Genomic DNA, 16,691 nt, shown 5'->3' with positions numbered 1-16,691 from the left:
CTTTTCATTCACGGCTTTGCGGGATAGACCTCTGACATGGTTCTGAAATTCGACAGTTTGCCCGATCTATATGCGCATGAATTTGACACGGTGATCGACGTGCGCAGCCCGGCGGAATTTGACGAAGACCACCTTCCCGGCGCCATCAGCCTGCCTGTTCTCGACAACGAAGAGCGCGCCCGCGTCGGCACGATCTATGTTCAGGAAAACCCGTTTCTGGCCCGTAAACTGGGGGCCGCGCTGGTGTTTCGGAATGCGGCCAATCACATCGAGAACAGCCTGTCCCATAATGAGGGAGGATGGCGACCGTTAGTCTACTGCTGGCGCGGCGGGCAAAGATCGGGCTCGTTCACATGGATGCTACAACAGATCGGCTGGCGGGCCGAAGTGGTCGAGGGTGGCTATCGCACCTATCGCCGGTTGGTGAAACGGTATCTCTATGATGACCCGCTGCCGCATCACCTGATCGCGCTGGACGGATATACCGGCACGGCCAAGACTGAATTGTTGGTGCATCTTGCCGCTCGTGGCGTTCAGGTTCTGGATCTGGAAGGGCTGGCCAATCACCGTGGGTCCTTGCTGGGTGATATGCCCGGTGGACAACCGAGCCAAAAGGCGTTCGAGTCCGCCCTGTCCGCTGTGCTATGTCGTCTGGACATGTCGCGCCCCGTGGTGGTCGAGGCGGAGTCGTCCAAAATCGGGTCTCTGATCCTGCCGCCGACGCTTTGGGCGGCCTTGCGCCAAGCCCCGCGCGTCCAGATCACAGCCTCTGTTCAGGCGCGTTCGGACTACTTGGTATCCGCCTATGATGACGTTCTGTCAGACTCTGACCGCCTGCGCGACCGCCTTTCCCCGCTGCGGTTTCACCGCGGGCATGACGTGGTGGATGGTTGGCTGGACATGATTGACGCTGGTGACAAACGCGCACTGACTCAGGCGTTGATCGAGCAGCACTATGATCCTGCATATGCCAAGTCCAGCCGCCTGCGCAGGTCGGACGTTATCGCGAATATCCATGCGTCGGCGCTGGATCATGCTGGCTTGTCTGCAACAGCAGCGCAGATCGAAGCCATCCTGGATCAGGTTTGAACCCGAAGCCCCGGTGCATCGGTCATGTGCCCAATGATTACGGCAGGATATCCCACTTCGCGCAAAGCTTCGCAGATCATCTGTCCTTGATCCGCTGGTACCGCGGCCAGTAAGCCTCCGGCAGTCTGAGGATCATACAGCAGGTCAGCTTTGCCGCCCGTCGGTAATTCGGGCGTAATCGCGCGATTGTCTTCGAACAAGGTTGACCGGATGCCCTGCGCGGCCAGTTCCCGCGCGCCATCCATTACCGGAACTGCCTCCAGATCCAGGGTGGCACCACAACCCGAGGCCTCGGTCATGCCCAGCAGGTGCCCCGCCAGACCAAATCCCGTTACATCGGTCATCGCATGTGCATCTGCCAATACTTCCGAAGCCCTGCCTTGAGGCTGCACCATATGTTCAAGGCCCGCCGCAACCCATTCGCCCTTTGCTGCGCCCGCCATCTCTGCCGCCATTAGAACGCCGCTGCCCAACGGTTTGGTCAGGATCAGGGCATCACCGGGTCTGGCTCCGGACAGTGTGATCGGGTCGGCGTCGCACAGGCCCGTCAGGGTGAACCCGATCGTCATCTCGTCACCCATCGAGCTGTGGCCGCCGACAATCTCGGCCCCGGCGTCACGGATGACGTTGCTGGCCGTGGCAATGATCTCGGCCATGGTGCGACGCTGAAGGGTTGGCGACATGCGAGGCAGGATGATCGTCGCCGTGGCGGCCTGCGGTTTGGCCCCCATGGCCCAGATATCCCCGAGCGCGTGAACCGCTGCAATGCGTGTCATCAAGGCGGGATCGTCCACGAAGCCGCGCAGATGGTCCGAGGTCATGACCTGCCGGGCACCCCCGGTCTGCAACAGGGCGGCATCATCGCCGGGCAGTGGTGACACGTCCGCACGAACAGGGGCGGGCAGATCGGAAAGCGCGGATTGCAACGCGCCGCGCCCGATTTTGGCACCGCAGCCCCCGCACATGGGTTTGTCGCCCAAGGCTTCGGTCAAACCAGCCGCGTGACGGCGGGGCAAGGACGGAGGCTTCATCTGCGGCAGGTTGCGAAACTTGTCCATAAAGCTTTGATCGATGTGGTTTTTCCATTTCCACATCAACGAACCGCTGAACGAGGTCCCCAGCCGCTCCCCTAATGCAGTCTTGCCGCCTAGTGATATGAGCTTGAGGTAATCCTTTTGCGGCTCATACCGTCGCAGGGCACCGGATCCTAGGGCGGCCCTTAGGTTTTGGTACAATACGGGGGCCTCGCGCACTGCGTAAACTCCGGCTTTGGGGCGGGGGTTTTCTGTCAGATGTGCGCAATCACCTGCCGCAAAAATGGCAGGGTCGCTGGATTGCAATTGCGCGTTGACGCGGATGAAGCCGTCCTGAAGATCCAGCCCTGTATGCGCGATCCAGTCATAGGGTTTTGCACCGGCTGCACCGGTCACAAAGCTGGCCGGGATTTGGCGGCCATCCTCTAGCGCGACGTGATCCTTGGCGATGTGCGAAACAGATGCCCGTTCGATCACTTCGATGCTCAGATCAGCCATCGCTTTGCGAATGGTCTGCGCGGACTTGGGATGTGTCGCCGTCAGGGCACGTGCGTTGTCAATCAGGGTCAGGTGCGCGGTGCGCCCCTTGGTGCGCAAGGCAAAGGCCATAGCCATTATAAGCTCAGCCCCAGCCACCCCACCTCCGATCACCGCGACCGTGGCATCACCTGATCCTTCCAGGTACTCTGCCCATCTGGCAGCAAACGGACCCAGCGGTTTGGCCGGAACCGCATGCTGGTCAAAGCCGGGCAGGGCGGGCATGTCCGATGTAATCCCCACATTGACCGATGCTACATCAAACGCCACCGGGGGACGGTCTGGCACATAAACCTCGCGCCGGTCTGGGTCGATGCCGGAAACCGCGCCCAGAATGAAACGCGCGCCGGCAAAGCGGGCCAGTTTGACCAGATCTATGTTCAAGTCCTGACGTGCGTAGTGCCCGGCGACAAAGCCCGGCAACATCCCCGAATATGGCGCGGTGGGGCCGGGGTTAATCACCGTCACCCGCGCGCCGGGCAGGGGGTTCATGCCCCACTTGCGCAGCAACAATGCATGAGTGTGACCGCCGCCGATTAGAACCAGATCGCGGGTTAGGGGCAGCGGTGGGTGGTGCATCAAACTCAGGACTTGCTGTGATCAGGGACGTCTTCGACCTGCTCAACCGCGTGCGTGGCCCAAAGTTCATCCTCGCCCGCATCCGGCAGATCGCTGGGCTTTTCATGACGGTGAATGTGCCATTTGGCAATGAACAGGGCCGTGATCGGCGCGGTCAGGAACAGGAACAGTGTGATCAGAAGTTCGTGTAGCGACAGGTGCTGTTCGATCAGAACCGAGTGGCAGATCGATGCCAGCAACACGCCACCCACACCCAGGGTCGTCGCCTTGGTGGGTGCGTGCAGGCGGGACATCGGGTCTTTCAGCTTGATCATGCCGTAGGACCCGACAAAGCCGAAGATGCCTGAGATGACCAGGAAGAAGGCGATCAGAAGTTCTACGATGAAACCCATTCCACCCTCACTCGATGATATTGCCACGCAGCATGAAGCGCGCGTAGGCAACCGTTGAGACAAAGCCCAGCATGGCGATGATCATGGCGGATTCGAAGAACACTTCGGTTCCCAGAGTCAAACCATATAGGATCAACAGAGCGATCGTGTTGATGACCATCGTATCCAGCGCCAGAACGCGGGTGCCAACGCCGTCCGCGGTAATGATCCGCCAAAGGCACATCATGATGGCCGCGCCAAAGCAGGCGAATGCAAAGGCGATTGCAATGTCGATCATTCGAAAATCTCCTTCAGGCGACGCTCATAGCGGCTTTTGATCTGGTCGCGCACGGCATCAGGATCGGGGGCATCCAGGCAATGCACCAGCAGGTTATGCCCCTGTGCAGACAGGTCGCTGCTGACGGTTCCGGGGGTCATGGTGATCGTACCTGCCAGCACTGTGATAGCCTCAGGTGTGCGCAATTCCAGCGGGATCGAGATCCAGGCCGGCTGACGATCTGCGTCGCGTTTGAACAGGATGATCCGGGCAACGGTGATGTTCGCGATCACGATGTCCCAAAGTACAACCAGGATGTATTCCACAACCATGGGCCAGTTGCGCAGCTTTGGGCGATCAGGCCAATAAGGCTGTGTGATGAAGGGAATGATGATGCCCAGGATCAGGCCAAAGACCAGCGAATTCAGGGTCATGTTGTTGGCCAGCAGGACCCACACGATGGTCAGCAGGAACGTCAGATGCGGGTGCGGGAATATCCGGTGCAGAAGTCTGATCATGTGTCGCCTCCCAATACGGCTGCGATGTAATCTTCGGGTGTGAACAATTGCTCGGCCGTCTTATTGGTATACTCCAGCGCAGGCCCGGCAAACAGGGTCAGCAGCACAAGGCCGATCGCCATGGCAAATACGGCTGTGAAAGCCAGCCCGGGGTTGGGCTCGGGCGCAGGCGCGGACGGGGTTTCTTCTTCGTTTTCAGGGTCCAATTCCGTGTTGTGCTGGGCATCATGGCTTTTCCAGAAGATCAACGAACCCGCCCGGGCAAGGCCAACAATGGTGACGAAGGAACCGATCAGGATTACGGCCCAGATGGCGTTTGCATCCGGTGCGTCCCGTGCGGCGTCCAGCACCAGCAGTTTGCCGACAAAACCCGATAGCGGCGGCATGCCCGCCAGCGCAATGGCACCCACAAAGAACAGAGCCGATATCAGACCCGTTTGCGGCATTGGTGCAGTTGGGGCAATCGCGCCGCCCCGGCGTTCCATCACCAGATCGGCGACCAGGAACATTAGCGCTGTGGCCAAGGTGGAATGATACACGTAGTACAGTGCCGCCGCTGTGGCCGTTTCAGTGAACAGCGAGATTGCAATCAGCAACGTTCCCATCGAGGTGATGGCACAGAAAGCCACCATACGCGCGATATGCTGTGTGCCCAGAATGCCGATGGCACCAACGGCCAGCGTCACCAAAGCGGCGGGTTGCAACCAAGCGCCAACAAGCCCCTGCGTAGCCTCAACCTCTGGGCCGAAGCCCAGCGTGTACATCCGCAGGATCGAGTAGGCGCCGACCTTGGTCATGATCGCAAATAGGGCGGCCACAGGCATGGGCGCGCTGGCGTAGCTCGCCGGTAGCCAGAAGTGCAGCGGCAAGACAGCGGCTTTGATGCAAAACACCAGCAGCAGCAAAACCGCACCAACCCTCAGCAGGGCAGTGTCATCCGCTGGTAATTCGGCCACCCGCACGGCCAAGTCGGCCATGTTCAACGTTCCGGTCACAGCATAAAGCGTGCCCAAGGCAAACAGGAACAGGGTGGACCCCAGCAGGTTATAGGCCACATATTGCACCCCGGCTTTCAGCCGTACGGCACCACCTCCATGCGTCATCAGGCCATAGGAGGCGATCAGCAGAACTTCGAAGAACACGAACAGGTTAAAGGCGTCGCCGGTCAGGAATGCGCCGCAGACGCCCATCAGTTGAAAGTGAAACAGGGCGTGAAAATGTTTGCCCCGGTCGTCCCAGCCAGAGGCGATAGCATACAGCACGATCGGCAAAGCCAACAGTGCAGTCAGAAGCACCATCATGGCCGAGAGCCGGTCCAACACCAGAACGATGCCAAAGGGCGCAGGCCAGTTACCCAGTTCATAGACCTGAATATCGCCACCTGCGGCCTGTGCGGTGACGGTCAGGGCAATACCAATAAGGGCCACCACACCGGCAACCGAAAAGATGCGTTGCAGGTCCAGGTGAAAGCGCAGGACCATGATGATGAACGGGGCCAGGATCGCGGGCAGGACGATTGGCGCAACGATCCAGTGGTTCATGCGTCTTCTCCCGGCGCGTCGACGCTGTCATTGGCGTTCATGTCGATATGGTCATCCTTCGAGGACAGGTAGGCGCTGAGTGCGATCATCACGATCACAGCGGTCATTCCGAACGAGATCACGATGGCCGTCAGAACCAAAGCCTGCGGTAGCGGATCGGTATAAGGCACCTCTTTGTATTTGTTCAAAACGGCAGGCGCGTCCAAAGCCAACCGGCCCGTTGCGAACAGGAACACGTTCACAGCGTAAGTCAGCAGAGACAGGCCCAGAATGACAGGGAAGGTCCGGCGGCGCAGGATCAGGAATATCCCGGCAGCAGTCATGACGCCAACGGCAGAGGCTACGAGCGCTTCCATCAGACCTGCTCCTTGTTTTCTTCTTCTTGCGGTGGATTATCCCGCAATGGGTTGATATCCATCGGGAATTCCTGCGCCATACCCGGTTGCCACGCAAATCGGGACAGGCTGTCCAGCGCCAGCATCACCGCCCCAAGAACAGCAAGGAAAACGCCGGTGTCGAACAGGATGGCGGTGGCCCATTCGAACTCTTCCAGCGGTGGCCAGTGAATATAGCCAAAATCGCTGGTCAGGAACGGACGATCGTTAAACCAGGCACCCAGACCCGTGGCCGCGGCAATCAGCACGCCCCAGCCGATAGAGCCATGGTAGTAGAACCTCTGGCGTTCGATTGCCCACGTATAGCCGCTGGCCATGTATTGCATCAGGAAGGCGATTGCGACGACAAGGCCCGCGATGAAGCCTCCGCCCGGCTGATTGTGTCCGCGGAAAAAGATATAGGCCCCGACCATCAGCGCGATGGGCATCATCATCCGGGTCACGACCACCATCATCAACGGGTGCGAGTCCCCCGACTGTGGCCAATGCGGTTTCCGGTTCAGCAGATAGCTGCGAACATTGGTGCCCAAAACAGCCTCGGTCAGGGCAAAGATGATCAGCGCGGCAATACCCAGAACGATGATTTCGCCAAAGGTATCAAAGCCCCTGAAGTCCACGAGGATGACGTTGACCACATTGGTGCCGCCACCACCTTTGTACGAATTCGCCAGATGGAATTCCGAAATCGTCGGAAAGGCAAAATCCCGCAGCAGCAGCGCATAGATCAACGCGCCCGAACCAATGCCCGCCACAACTGAGATTGCAGCGTCGCGCCAGCGGCGCGCGGCGCTGCTGTCCCAGGGTGTATCCGTGGGCAGGAAGTTCAGCGACAGCAGCAGCAGGATCATCGTGACCACTTCGACCGAGATCTGCGTCAGCGCCAGATCCGGGGCGGACAAATAGTTGAAGGCCATCGAAACGATCAGGCCGACAACACCAATCAGCACCAGCGACAACAGGCGATTGCGGTGGAACCACATAATCGCCAGCGTTGCACCCACTAGGCAGATCCATCCGATAAGCGGGATGATCTGAATGGGCAGCGCTTCACGTGTCTCGGGACCAATCGTGCCGGTTGTATACGCATAATAACCCAACGCGAGGGTGAAACCGATCATAATGATCGCGTAACGGCTGAGGACGCCGTTGTGCAAAGTATCGGTGATCAACCGACTGAGTTTTGTCAGCACGCCGATCACGGTGTCAAAGATCACCTTGGCCTCGGGACGCGGCAGGGCATTCCAGATTTTCTCTTCATGACGATGCAAGCTCAGCAGGAACAGACCGCCCAGTGTCGCCACCACGGACATATAGAGGGCAGGTGTGAAGCCGTGCCACAGTTTCAGCGAGTAATAGGGCAACTTCTCACCGCCAATGACCGCGCTGGACACAACAGCGACCAATGGGCCCACGATGGCGGCAGAGTTCAATCCGATCAGAACCACCAGCACGACAAGGAAGGCAGGCGCCAGCCACAGACCAACTGGCGGATCATGCGGATGGGCCGGGTAATCATGCCGCTCCGGACCTAGGAACACGTGGCTGACAAACCGGAAGGAATAGGCCGCAGAAAACAGCGCCGCCAACAATGCCAGACCCGGCACAAGATAATGAGAGTGCAGCCATGTGGTGTGAACGGTCTCTTCCAGCATCATTTCCTTGGACAGAAACCCGTTCAGCGGCGGTATGCCCGCCATCGACAGAGCGGCGATCGTGCCAATCGTAAACGTAATTGGCATAAGGTGGCGTAACCCACCCAGCCGCTTGATATCGCGGGTGCCGGTCTCATGGTCCACTATCCCGGCGGTCATGAACAGGGCTGCCTTGAACGTGGCGTGGTTGATGATGTGAAAGATCGCGGCCACGGCTGCGATCTTTGTGCCAAAGCCCAGCAACATGGTGACCAGTCCCAGATGCGACACGGTCGAAAACGCGAGAAGGGCCTTGAGGTCATCCTTGAACAACGCGATCACCGCACCCATCAGCATGGTGGTAAGTCCAGTTGTGGCAACAATGTAGAACCAGGCGTCTGTGCCAGCCAAAACGGGCCACATGCGTGCCATCAGGAACAACCCGGCCTTCACCATGGTGGCCGAGTGCAGATAGGCCGAAACGGGTGTCGGGGCCGCCATGGCGTGGGGCAGCCAGAAATGGAATGGGAATTGCGCCGACTTGGTAAAGCAACCCAGCAGGATCAGGATCAACGCGGGCAGGTAATATGGCGACGCCTGGATCAGCTCTTTGTTCTGCAAAATTACGCTTAGGTCATAGGACCCGACGATATTGCCCAGGATCAGCATCCCAGCAATCATCGCCAGCCCGCCAGAGCCGGTCACTGCAAGCGCCATCCGCGCGCCTTGACGTCCTTCGGGCAGGTGTTTCCAATATCCGATCAACAGGAAGGAGCTAAGCGATGTAAGCTCCCAAAAGATAAGCAAAAGCAGTATGTTGTCGGACAGAACGATCCCGACCATCGCACCCTGAAACAGCAGAAGATAGGTGTAAAACTGCCCCATCGGGTCCTCGCGCGACAGGTAAAACCGTGCGTAGAGGATGATCAGTAATCCGATCCCGAGGATCAACAAGGCAAACAAGAATCCCAGGCCATCCAGCATGAAATTTGCGTTCAACCCAAGGGCTGGTATCCACTCGAACCGGGCGGTCACAACATCGCCCCGCATCACAGACGGGATGTGGATCAGCAAACCCATCAGCGCCAGAAATGTGGTCAACCCAGCAGCAGAAGCAGCTGCATTTCGTCCTGCCCTGATCAGAAGAGCTGGAAAAACAGCGCCGAGAAAAGGAAGGGCCGCGATGAGGAATAGGGACAAGTGCGATACTCCGTTCTGGGCGGTCAAGTAGTACTGATTTTGTAAGGATAATTTTCTTACTGTCCAGCTAATACAACTCATTTGCCGCGCGCCAACAAAGCGAGGCTGCGGCTTTTGCCTGCAAAAATGACGTGAACTTGAACTGCCAGGATAAATTCGGCGCGGATTCCAAATCTGCGCTGTGATAGAAACCCGGTGTCAGGTCAGGAGGGTGCGACGTGGCCCGAAACGTAAACCGATCCCGCAGGTGGATCTTGATCGGAGGCTGTGCCGCAGTCGCGGGGGGATTTGCGATACGCGAATACCGGCTTATTCCGCCTGACTATGCGGGACGGCAACTTGGCGTGCAGGATGCGTATAGGAAGGCCGTGGCCGGAGACGTGTTATTGCTAGACATTCGCACCCCGAAAGAGTGGCAGTCCACCGGGATCGGTGAGGGCGCGAAATCTTTGGACATGCGCCGTGACGATTTCATTCCCGCTCTGACGCAGCTCGTCAAAGGTGACAAGGGCGCGGCAATTGCGTTGATCTGTGCGCGGGGCGTGCGTTCGGCGCGGTTGAGCAACCGGCTGACCGAGGCAGGATTTACGAATATCATTGATGTGCCCGAAGGCATGTTGGGGTCGGCCGCTGGGCCGGGATGGGTGCGCGCCGGATTGCCGGTTCGCGACTGCGACAGGAGTGTAGTATGATCCGGGAATTGACACTGGCAACGGGTTTGGCGCTGGTCGGGCAGTCGGGGCTGGCCGCCTGTGCCGATCTGGAGGGTATGTGCGAAACCGCCTCGGGCGGATACCATATCGAATTGCCCGAGGATGAGAACCCGCCACTGGTGGTGTTTCTGCACGGCTATGGTGGCAACGCCACCGGTACTTTGAAAAACCGTGGCATGGTGGAACCGCTGCTGGCGCGCGGCTACGCGGTGATGGCGCCAGAAGGGTCGGAGCGCAACGGGCGGCAAAGCTGGAACTTCTTTCCGGGTTGGGAAGGGCGCGATGAAACTGCCTTTTTGACCGAGGCGGTTCAGGATGCCGCGGATCGGTTTGGCGTGGATACGGACCGGGTCGTTCTGGGCGGGTTCTCGGCGGGCGCGTTCATGGTCTACTACCTTGCCTGCGCCGCGCCCGATACATTCTCGGCCTATGTGCCCGTCTCTGGAGGGTTCTGGCGTCCGGATCCTGAATCTTGCGATGGCCCGGTGCGGATGTTCCACACCCATGGCTGGACGGATAACGTGGTGCCGCTGGAAGGGCGCTTGTTGGGCGGTGGTCGGTTTCATCAGGGCGATATATTTGCCGGGCTCGAGATTTGGCGCGTCGCAAATGGATGTGTCGATACCAAGCCCAGCGGATTCTCGACCACCGGCCCTTTCATGCGCCGATACTGGAGCGGGTGTGACGACGGCAGCGCGCTGGAATTTGCGCTGTTTCCCGGTGGTCATTCGGTTCCCAAAGGCTGGGCCGATTTGATGATCGATTGGTACGAAGGTTTGCCGGGTGGGTGATCACTCGGCAGGGGTCATTACGCCCTTTCCCTCGATCACTTTCTTCAGCTCATCTCTGTAGCGGCGGGCTGAACGTGTGATTGCGGGCTCGTTATAGTCCTCTTTCATGCCAACCATACGGCGGGCTGCTCCGGCCGATACGCCGCTGAGCGCGGACAAAGGAATCGCAAAGGCAAGGCTGATCGCAATCGGGGCCAACCAGACTGATACAAGACCGGACAAGATACCGACGCTAAGGGCCACGCCGCTGATCGTTTCGACCGTGTGGCAAAGGATCAGCGTGCGCAGACCATAGCTGCCGCCATCCCGCGCCTGTGGGGACCAGCCCTTTTGGATACCAAAGGTGGTGCGAATGACGGCGATCATCTGTTGCACCATCAGAATGGGGGCGTAGAGGATCGACAGAACAACCTCGGCCAGAAACGAGGTCAGGAATTTGCGCCCGCCACCGAATTCGGCATAGCGCACACCGCTGAGCGGCAGGGCCAGAACACCCAGCACCTTTGGCGCAAGCAGCATCGCGTACATGACCAGAATGATCAGCACATGGCGGGTTTCCGTCATCTCGGGCCATTGCGGGAACAGTGGATTGTCTGGGCTGAAATAGTGCAGGACCGAGGCATCCTCACCCTGACCGATCAGCGCCCACATCACCAGCAGCGCAAACCAAAGCGGCGACATCAGATATCCGACTGCGCCGTGGAACATGTGGAACCGTGAAACCGACTGAAATCCGGCTGAGCCCAACAGCTTCAGGTGCTGCAAATTGCCCTGACACCAGCGCCGGTCGCGCAGGGCGTGATCAATCAGTGTCGGCGGTGTTTCTTCATAAGACCCGCGAATGCGGGGCAGGAACCGCACGCCCCAACCGGCCCGACGCAACAGACCGGCCTCGACGAAGTCATGGCTCATGATCAGTTTTTCCTGACCGTTCAATGCCCGCAGTTTCGGCAAACCCGCGCAATTGGCGAATGCTTGGGTGCGGATAATGGCATTATGGCCCCAATAATTGCCTTCCTGCCCGCACCAGCGTGCAAGCCCTTCGGCAAAAGCAATCCCATAGACGCCATTGGCGAATTGCTGCATCCGCGCAAAGACCGATTGTGCACCGATCAGCTGAGGATAGCTCTGAATCAATCCAGCGCCCGGGTCCCGCGCCAACGCATCGGTCAATCGGGCGATGGCGCGACCGGTCATCAGACTGTCGGCATCCAAAACCAGCATCGCATCCCACTCGGCACCCCAGCGGCTGACCCAGTCGGCGATGTTGCCAACCTTGCGGTCGGTGTTTTGTTCGCGACGGCGGTAATACAGTTCCAGCCCGGGGGCGAGGGTGGTGCGCAGCGCCTCGACACTGGCTTGCTCTTGTGCGGCGATCTCGGGGTCGCGCGTGTCCGAGAGGATGAACATGGCATAGTGATGCTGCCCACCGCGCGCCTGCAATTCTTCAAGCATGGTCCGGGCATTGCCCAGCACGTTCCAAGGCACCTCGTTATAGACCGGCGTCAACAGGGCCACGCGCAGCGGTTGGGCACGACCCTGACGAACGGGGCGTTCCTGCCGGGATAAGGAGACCATACCCAGCAACACGGTGCAGACCGTGAAGGAGATCCAGAAGAAGTTGAACGAGATCAGCGCCAGAAGGATGGCCTCGATCAGGTTGATGCCTTCGGCGTCGAACCAGTCCGTCATCACCCATAACAGTCCCAGCGTCGCCGCCATTGCGGGCGAAAACGCCAGCGCACGCCAGAACCCGGCCGAGGGACGTTTGGCATCAGGAACCTGTGCATCCCGAAACCCTGCGCTGAAATCCTGCGCGGGCATGGCCAGAGGCGTCTCGGGCGGCATGATATGAAGATCTCTGGTCATGAGGTCCAACGGTATAGCCAGACCTCAGAGGCTGGCTGTTTGTCTTTCAGCAACTGCGCGCGCAATTCGACATGGTCGCGGTCGCCGGGCTCGAACGAAAACGCCAGCCGCAAACCGCCTGTATCGGGGTTGCGTTGCAGCACACCTTCGGATGTTTCGGCATGCGGCGAGTCCACGAAAATGGTCATCGCCTCTGGGTCGGCGAACAGCTCGCTTTCTTCAAAATCGATGACGGCCAGACGCCCTTCACCAAACGTGTTGTCGCCCATCGCGGTGTTGATCACGCGCGCCATCGGTGTGCGCTGGGGCTCATCCCCCCAGATCAGGCGATAGGACAGGTCGACCTGGCTGCCAGCCGTATAGGGTTCGGCAGGGCGCCAGTAGGCAACGATGTTATCGTAGATTTCCTGATCCGCCGGAATTTCAACCAGCGTGACCGCACCTTTGCCCCAATCCGCACCGGGTTCGACCCACAGGCTGGGGCGTTTGTGATAATTCGCCTCAAGATCCGCGTAATCCGAGAACTCACGCTTGCGCTGCAACAGGCCAAAGCCGCGCGGGTTGGTGTCGACGAACGACGAAATCTGCAGGCGGGTCGGGTTCGCCAATGGCCGCCACAGAACCTCTCCAGCACCGTTGCGCACCAATAGACCATCGCTGTCGTGTACGGCAGGGCGGAAGTCTTCGAACCGGCTGTGGTTGGTCTGATCGAACAGGAACATCGACGTGCCGGGGGCGATACCCACATGCGTCAGCTCTTCGCGTGGGAACAGCGTGGCTTCGATATCCATCACACAGTCCGCACCGGCGGTGACATTAAACCGATACGCACCGGTCACGCTTGGACTGTCCATCAGCGCATGGACGACCATATCGCGCTGGCCAGGTTTTGGGCGTTCCAGCCAAAATCGGATGAATTCGGGGAATTCCTCTCCATCCGGGTCGCCGGTTTTCAGGGCCAGTCCACGGGCGGAGAGGCCATAGACCTCATGCAGGCCAATAGCGCGGAAATAGCTGGCTCCTTGCCAGACGCAGAACTCATCGGTCTTGCCGGGACGGTGCATTTCGGTGCGCAATCGCAGGCCGGAGAAGCCCAGCGTGTCGTTGATTGGCAGTTCCGGGACGTCCTCGGATTTGTCGAACATCCCCAGATCAAACGCGACCGGAGTAGCCATTCCATTTTCAACGGTTTCAACTTTAACAGTGCGCGGGAAGTACAGACCTGGTGTGAAAAAATCGACGTTGAAAGGCGTTTTCGTTTCATACCAAAGCGCGCGGTCCAGCCGGAATCGGATCGAGCGGTATTGCTGGTACGTCAGATCCTGCCATTCCTGCGGCACCATCTCGCGTTCCGCATAAGGTCGGCTGGCCAGATCGCGAGCCATCTCAATGACGACATTGCGGTCAAATGGGACCTCGCCGCCGGTGGCGAAGGTCGCGGGCGCAAATGCAAGCGCTGAAGTTGAAACCAGAAATGCGCGACGTGTAAAATTCATTTCTTAGACTTCCAAGGTTGTGACTTAAACCAAGCGGCCATGTATGCCACGCCGATGATCATCGCAAAGCCAATCATGTTGGCGACGAAAACACTGGCAACATCCCGCCCACTCAGGTCCAGACCGACGCCGATAAGTCGTGCTGCAGCCATCGAAAATACGAACACCGCCAATGATTGCTGCCCAACTTTGGTGATGACGGTCAGCAGGAATTGCCAGACTTTGGCCGCGGTACCCTGACCGGTTGCAATCAGGCGACGCCCATGTTCCCCGGCGACAACCCAGCCCAGATAGGCGAGTGACAGGAAATGCAGATAGCGGAACAGGCCAAAATCGGTTTTGTCGCGGAACTCTTTCGTCACGGGCCAGACCTTGCGGATTTCGTCAGCCAGATCGGGGGCCGCTGCGTTGATCCATGTGAACACCTTCCACGAACCAAAGGGCATCGAGAAGATCAGGAACAGTGCTGCCGCCCAGATCAAGGTTTTCGATACTGGGGGGGCAGGTATCCAGCCGCGCATGAAGGCGAAACCAGTAAAGAACAGCAGTTGCCAGCCAAAGGGGTTGAAGAACCACTGCCGTTCCGACCACGGTTCGGCCGGTAGGTCCAGAATGTCGGTCTGTGCGACCAGCCAGATCGCGACGGATGTCGCAGCGACGGCCCAGAAACCGAACCGGTAGAGGCCCATAAACATGGGCATCATTGCCAGAACCACCAGATACATCGGCAGGATGTCGAAATAGTTCGGAACATAGGTCAGCGTGAACAAACCCACGATCTGAGGCGCAGGATCGTTGAAGAAGTGCTGCAAGTTCAAAGACGAAACGTAGGTCTTTTCAAACAGCCCTGATTGATCCAGCGCCGCCATTGACATGGCGACAAAGAAGAACAGGCAGATATGCGCCCAGTAGACCTGCCAGATACGGAACGACACGCGGGCCGTTCCCAGCCACCACCCCTTGCGCAGGAACGCTCCGCCAAAGGCAATCGCCGACGCCATGCCCGAGCAGAACACGAAAATCTCGGTCGCGTCCGAGAATCCAAACCGCGCGGGAATCCACTTAGCCCATGGATCGTTCGGGATATGGGCGATCAGGATGATGAACATCGCGATGCCGCGATAGAAATCCAGGCGCGGGTCGCGCGTGCGGGCAGGGGCCGCCGCAGAGGCAGCCACTGGCGCAAAATCAGAAGCGGGCGAAACTGTCGCCATACGTATTCTGTCCTTCTTGGTCTTAGTTTTTGTTATTCAGCCGGGACGCTTTGTGCGTCTCCGTTGTCGCGTGCCGCATCGATCAATGTGCGGCGCGCAAGAGCGTAATTGTCTTCGCCCCCGGCTCTTTTGGCGCGACGGTCATCCAGGATGCGCTCGACAGCATCCAGACGGCCGGCGCGCAGGCCGGAATCAATTGTGATGCGCTCGAATACATCACGTTGGGCGTGGCTTCCACCTGCCAGTTGCATACCTGCTCGGGCGTTCGATAAAAAGTCGAAGGCGTCGCCGTAAAGGCCTTCGCCAAAGGCCTCTAGCCCTTTGGCGGCTGCAATGCCCGGATCGGACATGCGGATCGGGGTGTCCCCCTGATTGCGCTGCGCATCTTTCTGAATACGCTGCAACATCTTGCTGGTCGCCTCAGGGCGATTGTCGCCGGTCAGGGCCAGAAGATAGTGAAGATCGGCAAAGATCAGACAACCATCTTCGGTCCGCGCTGCACTGAGATCCGCCAGTTCTTCCCAGCGGTTGCCCACATTGACGCCCTCAAGCTCAAGCCGTGACAGCAAGGACGTGGCGTTCGAGATATCGCGGTAGTCGTCGGTTTTGTCCTGACGGATGTAGTTGTCATACAGCTCCATCACCTGATCGACCTGACCCAGATCCAGATGCATCAGCGCCTTGTGCCACCAGACGTGATAGCGGAAGTTGTTGCAGTGGGTCCAAGCCTCTTCGCGCCCTGCCAACCAATCAAGGCCCAGCTGCGCGTTGCCTGTCATCTCATGCACGTGTGCAACGGCGTGCAGACCCCAGGCATCGTCCGACACCATCCACAGCGCCTGCCGACCTGCGATTTCGGCCTTTTCGTAGGCACCGGTTTCTTCCAACGCAAAGGAATGACAGCCCAGCAAATACCCACGACCTGCATGATCGGGTTCGTACGCCGGCAGAACCCGCTCGATCGACCGGCGCATGCCTTCCGCGTCGCCAAGTACAAATCGCGTCGCGTGGCTGAGTTTCATTGCCAGCGAGTCTTGTGGGTGGTCGCGCAGAATCTCTTCGAATTTTTGAATGGCTTGCGTGGGCAGGTCAGCCAGATACAGACCCAGCGCTTCGACATACAGTCGCTCGCGCGCTGAGACCGGCTGGCGTTCCATGGCACTGTTGGCGGCTGCCATCGCTTCGACGGCGACCGGCATCATCTCGCGACGGCCCAGCAGGACCATGAACAAGCCTTTGATTGCGTGACCCAGGGCAAAATCGGGTTCAAGCTCCAGAACTTTGCCAAGATGCTGCGGCGTCACGGCGGCATGGGCCATGAACCCAAGCAGAACACCATCCCAGGCCTCGGCACTTGCCGGGTGGCTGAGGGTGTTCATCTGTCCGAAAACGTCTTGCTTCATGTTCATGTTCCGATCCAATCGAGAATATCTACA

General features: G+C 58.9%; 14 protein-coding genes. 3 read left to right on the top strand and 11 right to left on the bottom strand.

Going from position 1 to position 16,691, the window contains the following annotated elements; translation table 11 throughout:
• Nucleotides 1-36: 36 nt before the first annotated feature.
• Nucleotides 37-1,089, top strand: coding sequence for a tRNA 2-selenouridine(34) synthase MnmH (gene mnmH / locus QMP16_RS19560; protein ID WP_282153747.1), 1,053 nt, complete (start codon nucleotides 37-39; stop codon nucleotides 1,087-1,089).
• On the opposite strand, the gene selD is transcribed toward mnmH, so the two are convergent.
• From selD to QMP16_RS19525, 7 genes are read right to left on the bottom strand one after another with little or no spacing between them, the layout of a single operon-like run.
• Nucleotides 1,080-3,239, bottom strand: a complete 2,160-nt coding sequence (gene selD, locus QMP16_RS19555) for a selenide, water dikinase SelD (RefSeq protein WP_282153746.1) — start codon at nucleotides 3,237-3,239, stop codon at nucleotides 1,080-1,082. The genes mnmH and selD overlap by 10 nt on opposite strands.
• A gap of 5 nt (nucleotides 3,240-3,244) precedes the next feature.
• Nucleotides 3,245-3,631: a Na+/H+ antiporter subunit G gene (locus QMP16_RS19550; protein ID WP_108860214.1), complete on the bottom strand. Its 387-nt coding sequence runs from the start codon at nucleotides 3,629-3,631 to the stop codon at nucleotides 3,245-3,247.
• Nucleotides 3,632-3,638: 7 nt separating this feature from the next.
• Nucleotides 3,639-3,908 (bottom strand): K+/H+ antiporter subunit F, encoded by a 270-nt coding sequence (locus tag QMP16_RS19545; protein ID WP_058274196.1) that lies wholly within the window; start codon nucleotides 3,906-3,908, stop codon nucleotides 3,639-3,641.
• Nucleotides 3,905-4,405 carry a Na+/H+ antiporter subunit E gene (locus tag QMP16_RS19540; RefSeq protein ID WP_432653421.1) on the bottom strand — a complete coding sequence of 167 codons (501 nt, stop codon included), beginning with the start codon at nucleotides 4,403-4,405 and terminating at the stop codon, nucleotides 3,905-3,907. The genes QMP16_RS19545 and QMP16_RS19540 overlap by 4 nt, the downstream gene beginning before the upstream one ends.
• Nucleotides 4,402-5,946: a monovalent cation/H+ antiporter subunit D gene (locus QMP16_RS19535; protein WP_282153745.1), complete on the bottom strand. Its 1,545-nt coding sequence runs from the start codon at nucleotides 5,944-5,946 to the stop codon at nucleotides 4,402-4,404. The genes QMP16_RS19540 and QMP16_RS19535 overlap by 4 nt, the downstream gene beginning before the upstream one ends.
• A complete protein-coding gene (locus QMP16_RS19530; RefSeq protein ID WP_058274194.1) occupies nucleotides 5,943-6,302 on the bottom strand; it encodes a Na+/H+ antiporter subunit C in 360 nt (119 codons plus the stop codon). Before QMP16_RS19530 ends, QMP16_RS19535 begins: the two co-directional genes overlap by 4 nt.
• Nucleotides 6,302-9,172: a monovalent cation/H+ antiporter subunit A gene (locus QMP16_RS19525; protein ID WP_282153744.1), complete on the bottom strand. Its 2,871-nt coding sequence runs from the start codon at nucleotides 9,170-9,172 to the stop codon at nucleotides 6,302-6,304. Before QMP16_RS19525 ends, QMP16_RS19530 begins: the two co-directional genes overlap by 1 nt.
• Before the next feature lie 218 nt (nucleotides 9,173-9,390).
• Here QMP16_RS19525 and QMP16_RS19520 point away from each other — a divergent pair, with 218 nt between their 5' ends.
• Complete coding sequence (locus tag QMP16_RS19520) at nucleotides 9,391-9,864, top strand: rhodanese-like domain-containing protein (protein ID WP_282153743.1); 474 nt, start codon at nucleotides 9,391-9,393, stop codon at nucleotides 9,862-9,864.
• Nucleotides 9,861-10,676, top strand: a complete 816-nt coding sequence (locus QMP16_RS19515; RefSeq protein WP_282153742.1) for an alpha/beta hydrolase family esterase — start codon at nucleotides 9,861-9,863, stop codon at nucleotides 10,674-10,676. Before QMP16_RS19520 ends, QMP16_RS19515 begins: the two co-directional genes overlap by 4 nt.
• Here the strand turns inward: QMP16_RS19515 and mdoH are convergent, their stop codons facing one another.
• The 4 genes from mdoH to QMP16_RS19495 are packed head-to-tail and all read right to left on the bottom strand — an operon-like array spanning nucleotide 10,677 to nucleotide 16,658.
• The gene (gene mdoH, locus QMP16_RS19510) at nucleotides 10,677-12,545 is read right to left on the bottom strand and encodes a glucans biosynthesis glucosyltransferase MdoH (protein WP_282153741.1); all 1,869 of its coding nucleotides are present in this window, start codon (nucleotides 12,543-12,545) and stop codon (nucleotides 10,677-10,679) included.
• Nucleotides 12,542-14,041 carry a glucan biosynthesis protein gene (locus tag QMP16_RS19505; protein ID WP_282153740.1) on the bottom strand — a complete coding sequence of 500 codons (1,500 nt, stop codon included), beginning with the start codon at nucleotides 14,039-14,041 and terminating at the stop codon, nucleotides 12,542-12,544. The genes mdoH and QMP16_RS19505 overlap by 4 nt, the downstream gene beginning before the upstream one ends.
• On the bottom strand, nucleotides 14,038-15,255 hold the full coding sequence (locus QMP16_RS19500) for an OpgC family protein (protein ID WP_282153739.1): 1,218 nt from the start codon (nucleotides 15,253-15,255) through the stop codon (nucleotides 14,038-14,040). Before QMP16_RS19500 ends, QMP16_RS19505 begins: the two co-directional genes overlap by 4 nt.
• Before the next feature lie 32 nt (nucleotides 15,256-15,287).
• Complete coding sequence (locus QMP16_RS19495) at nucleotides 15,288-16,658, bottom strand: tetratricopeptide repeat protein (protein ID WP_282153738.1); 1,371 nt, start codon at nucleotides 16,656-16,658, stop codon at nucleotides 15,288-15,290.
• Between the last annotated feature and the right edge of the window lie 33 nt (nucleotides 16,659-16,691).

It is taken from the genome of Ruegeria atlantica, from assembly GCF_947495585.1.
Lineage (GTDB): Bacteria > Pseudomonadota > Alphaproteobacteria > Rhodobacterales > Rhodobacteraceae > Ruegeria > Ruegeria atlantica_G.
This window is presented reverse-complemented; position numbering and strand designations above follow the sequence as displayed.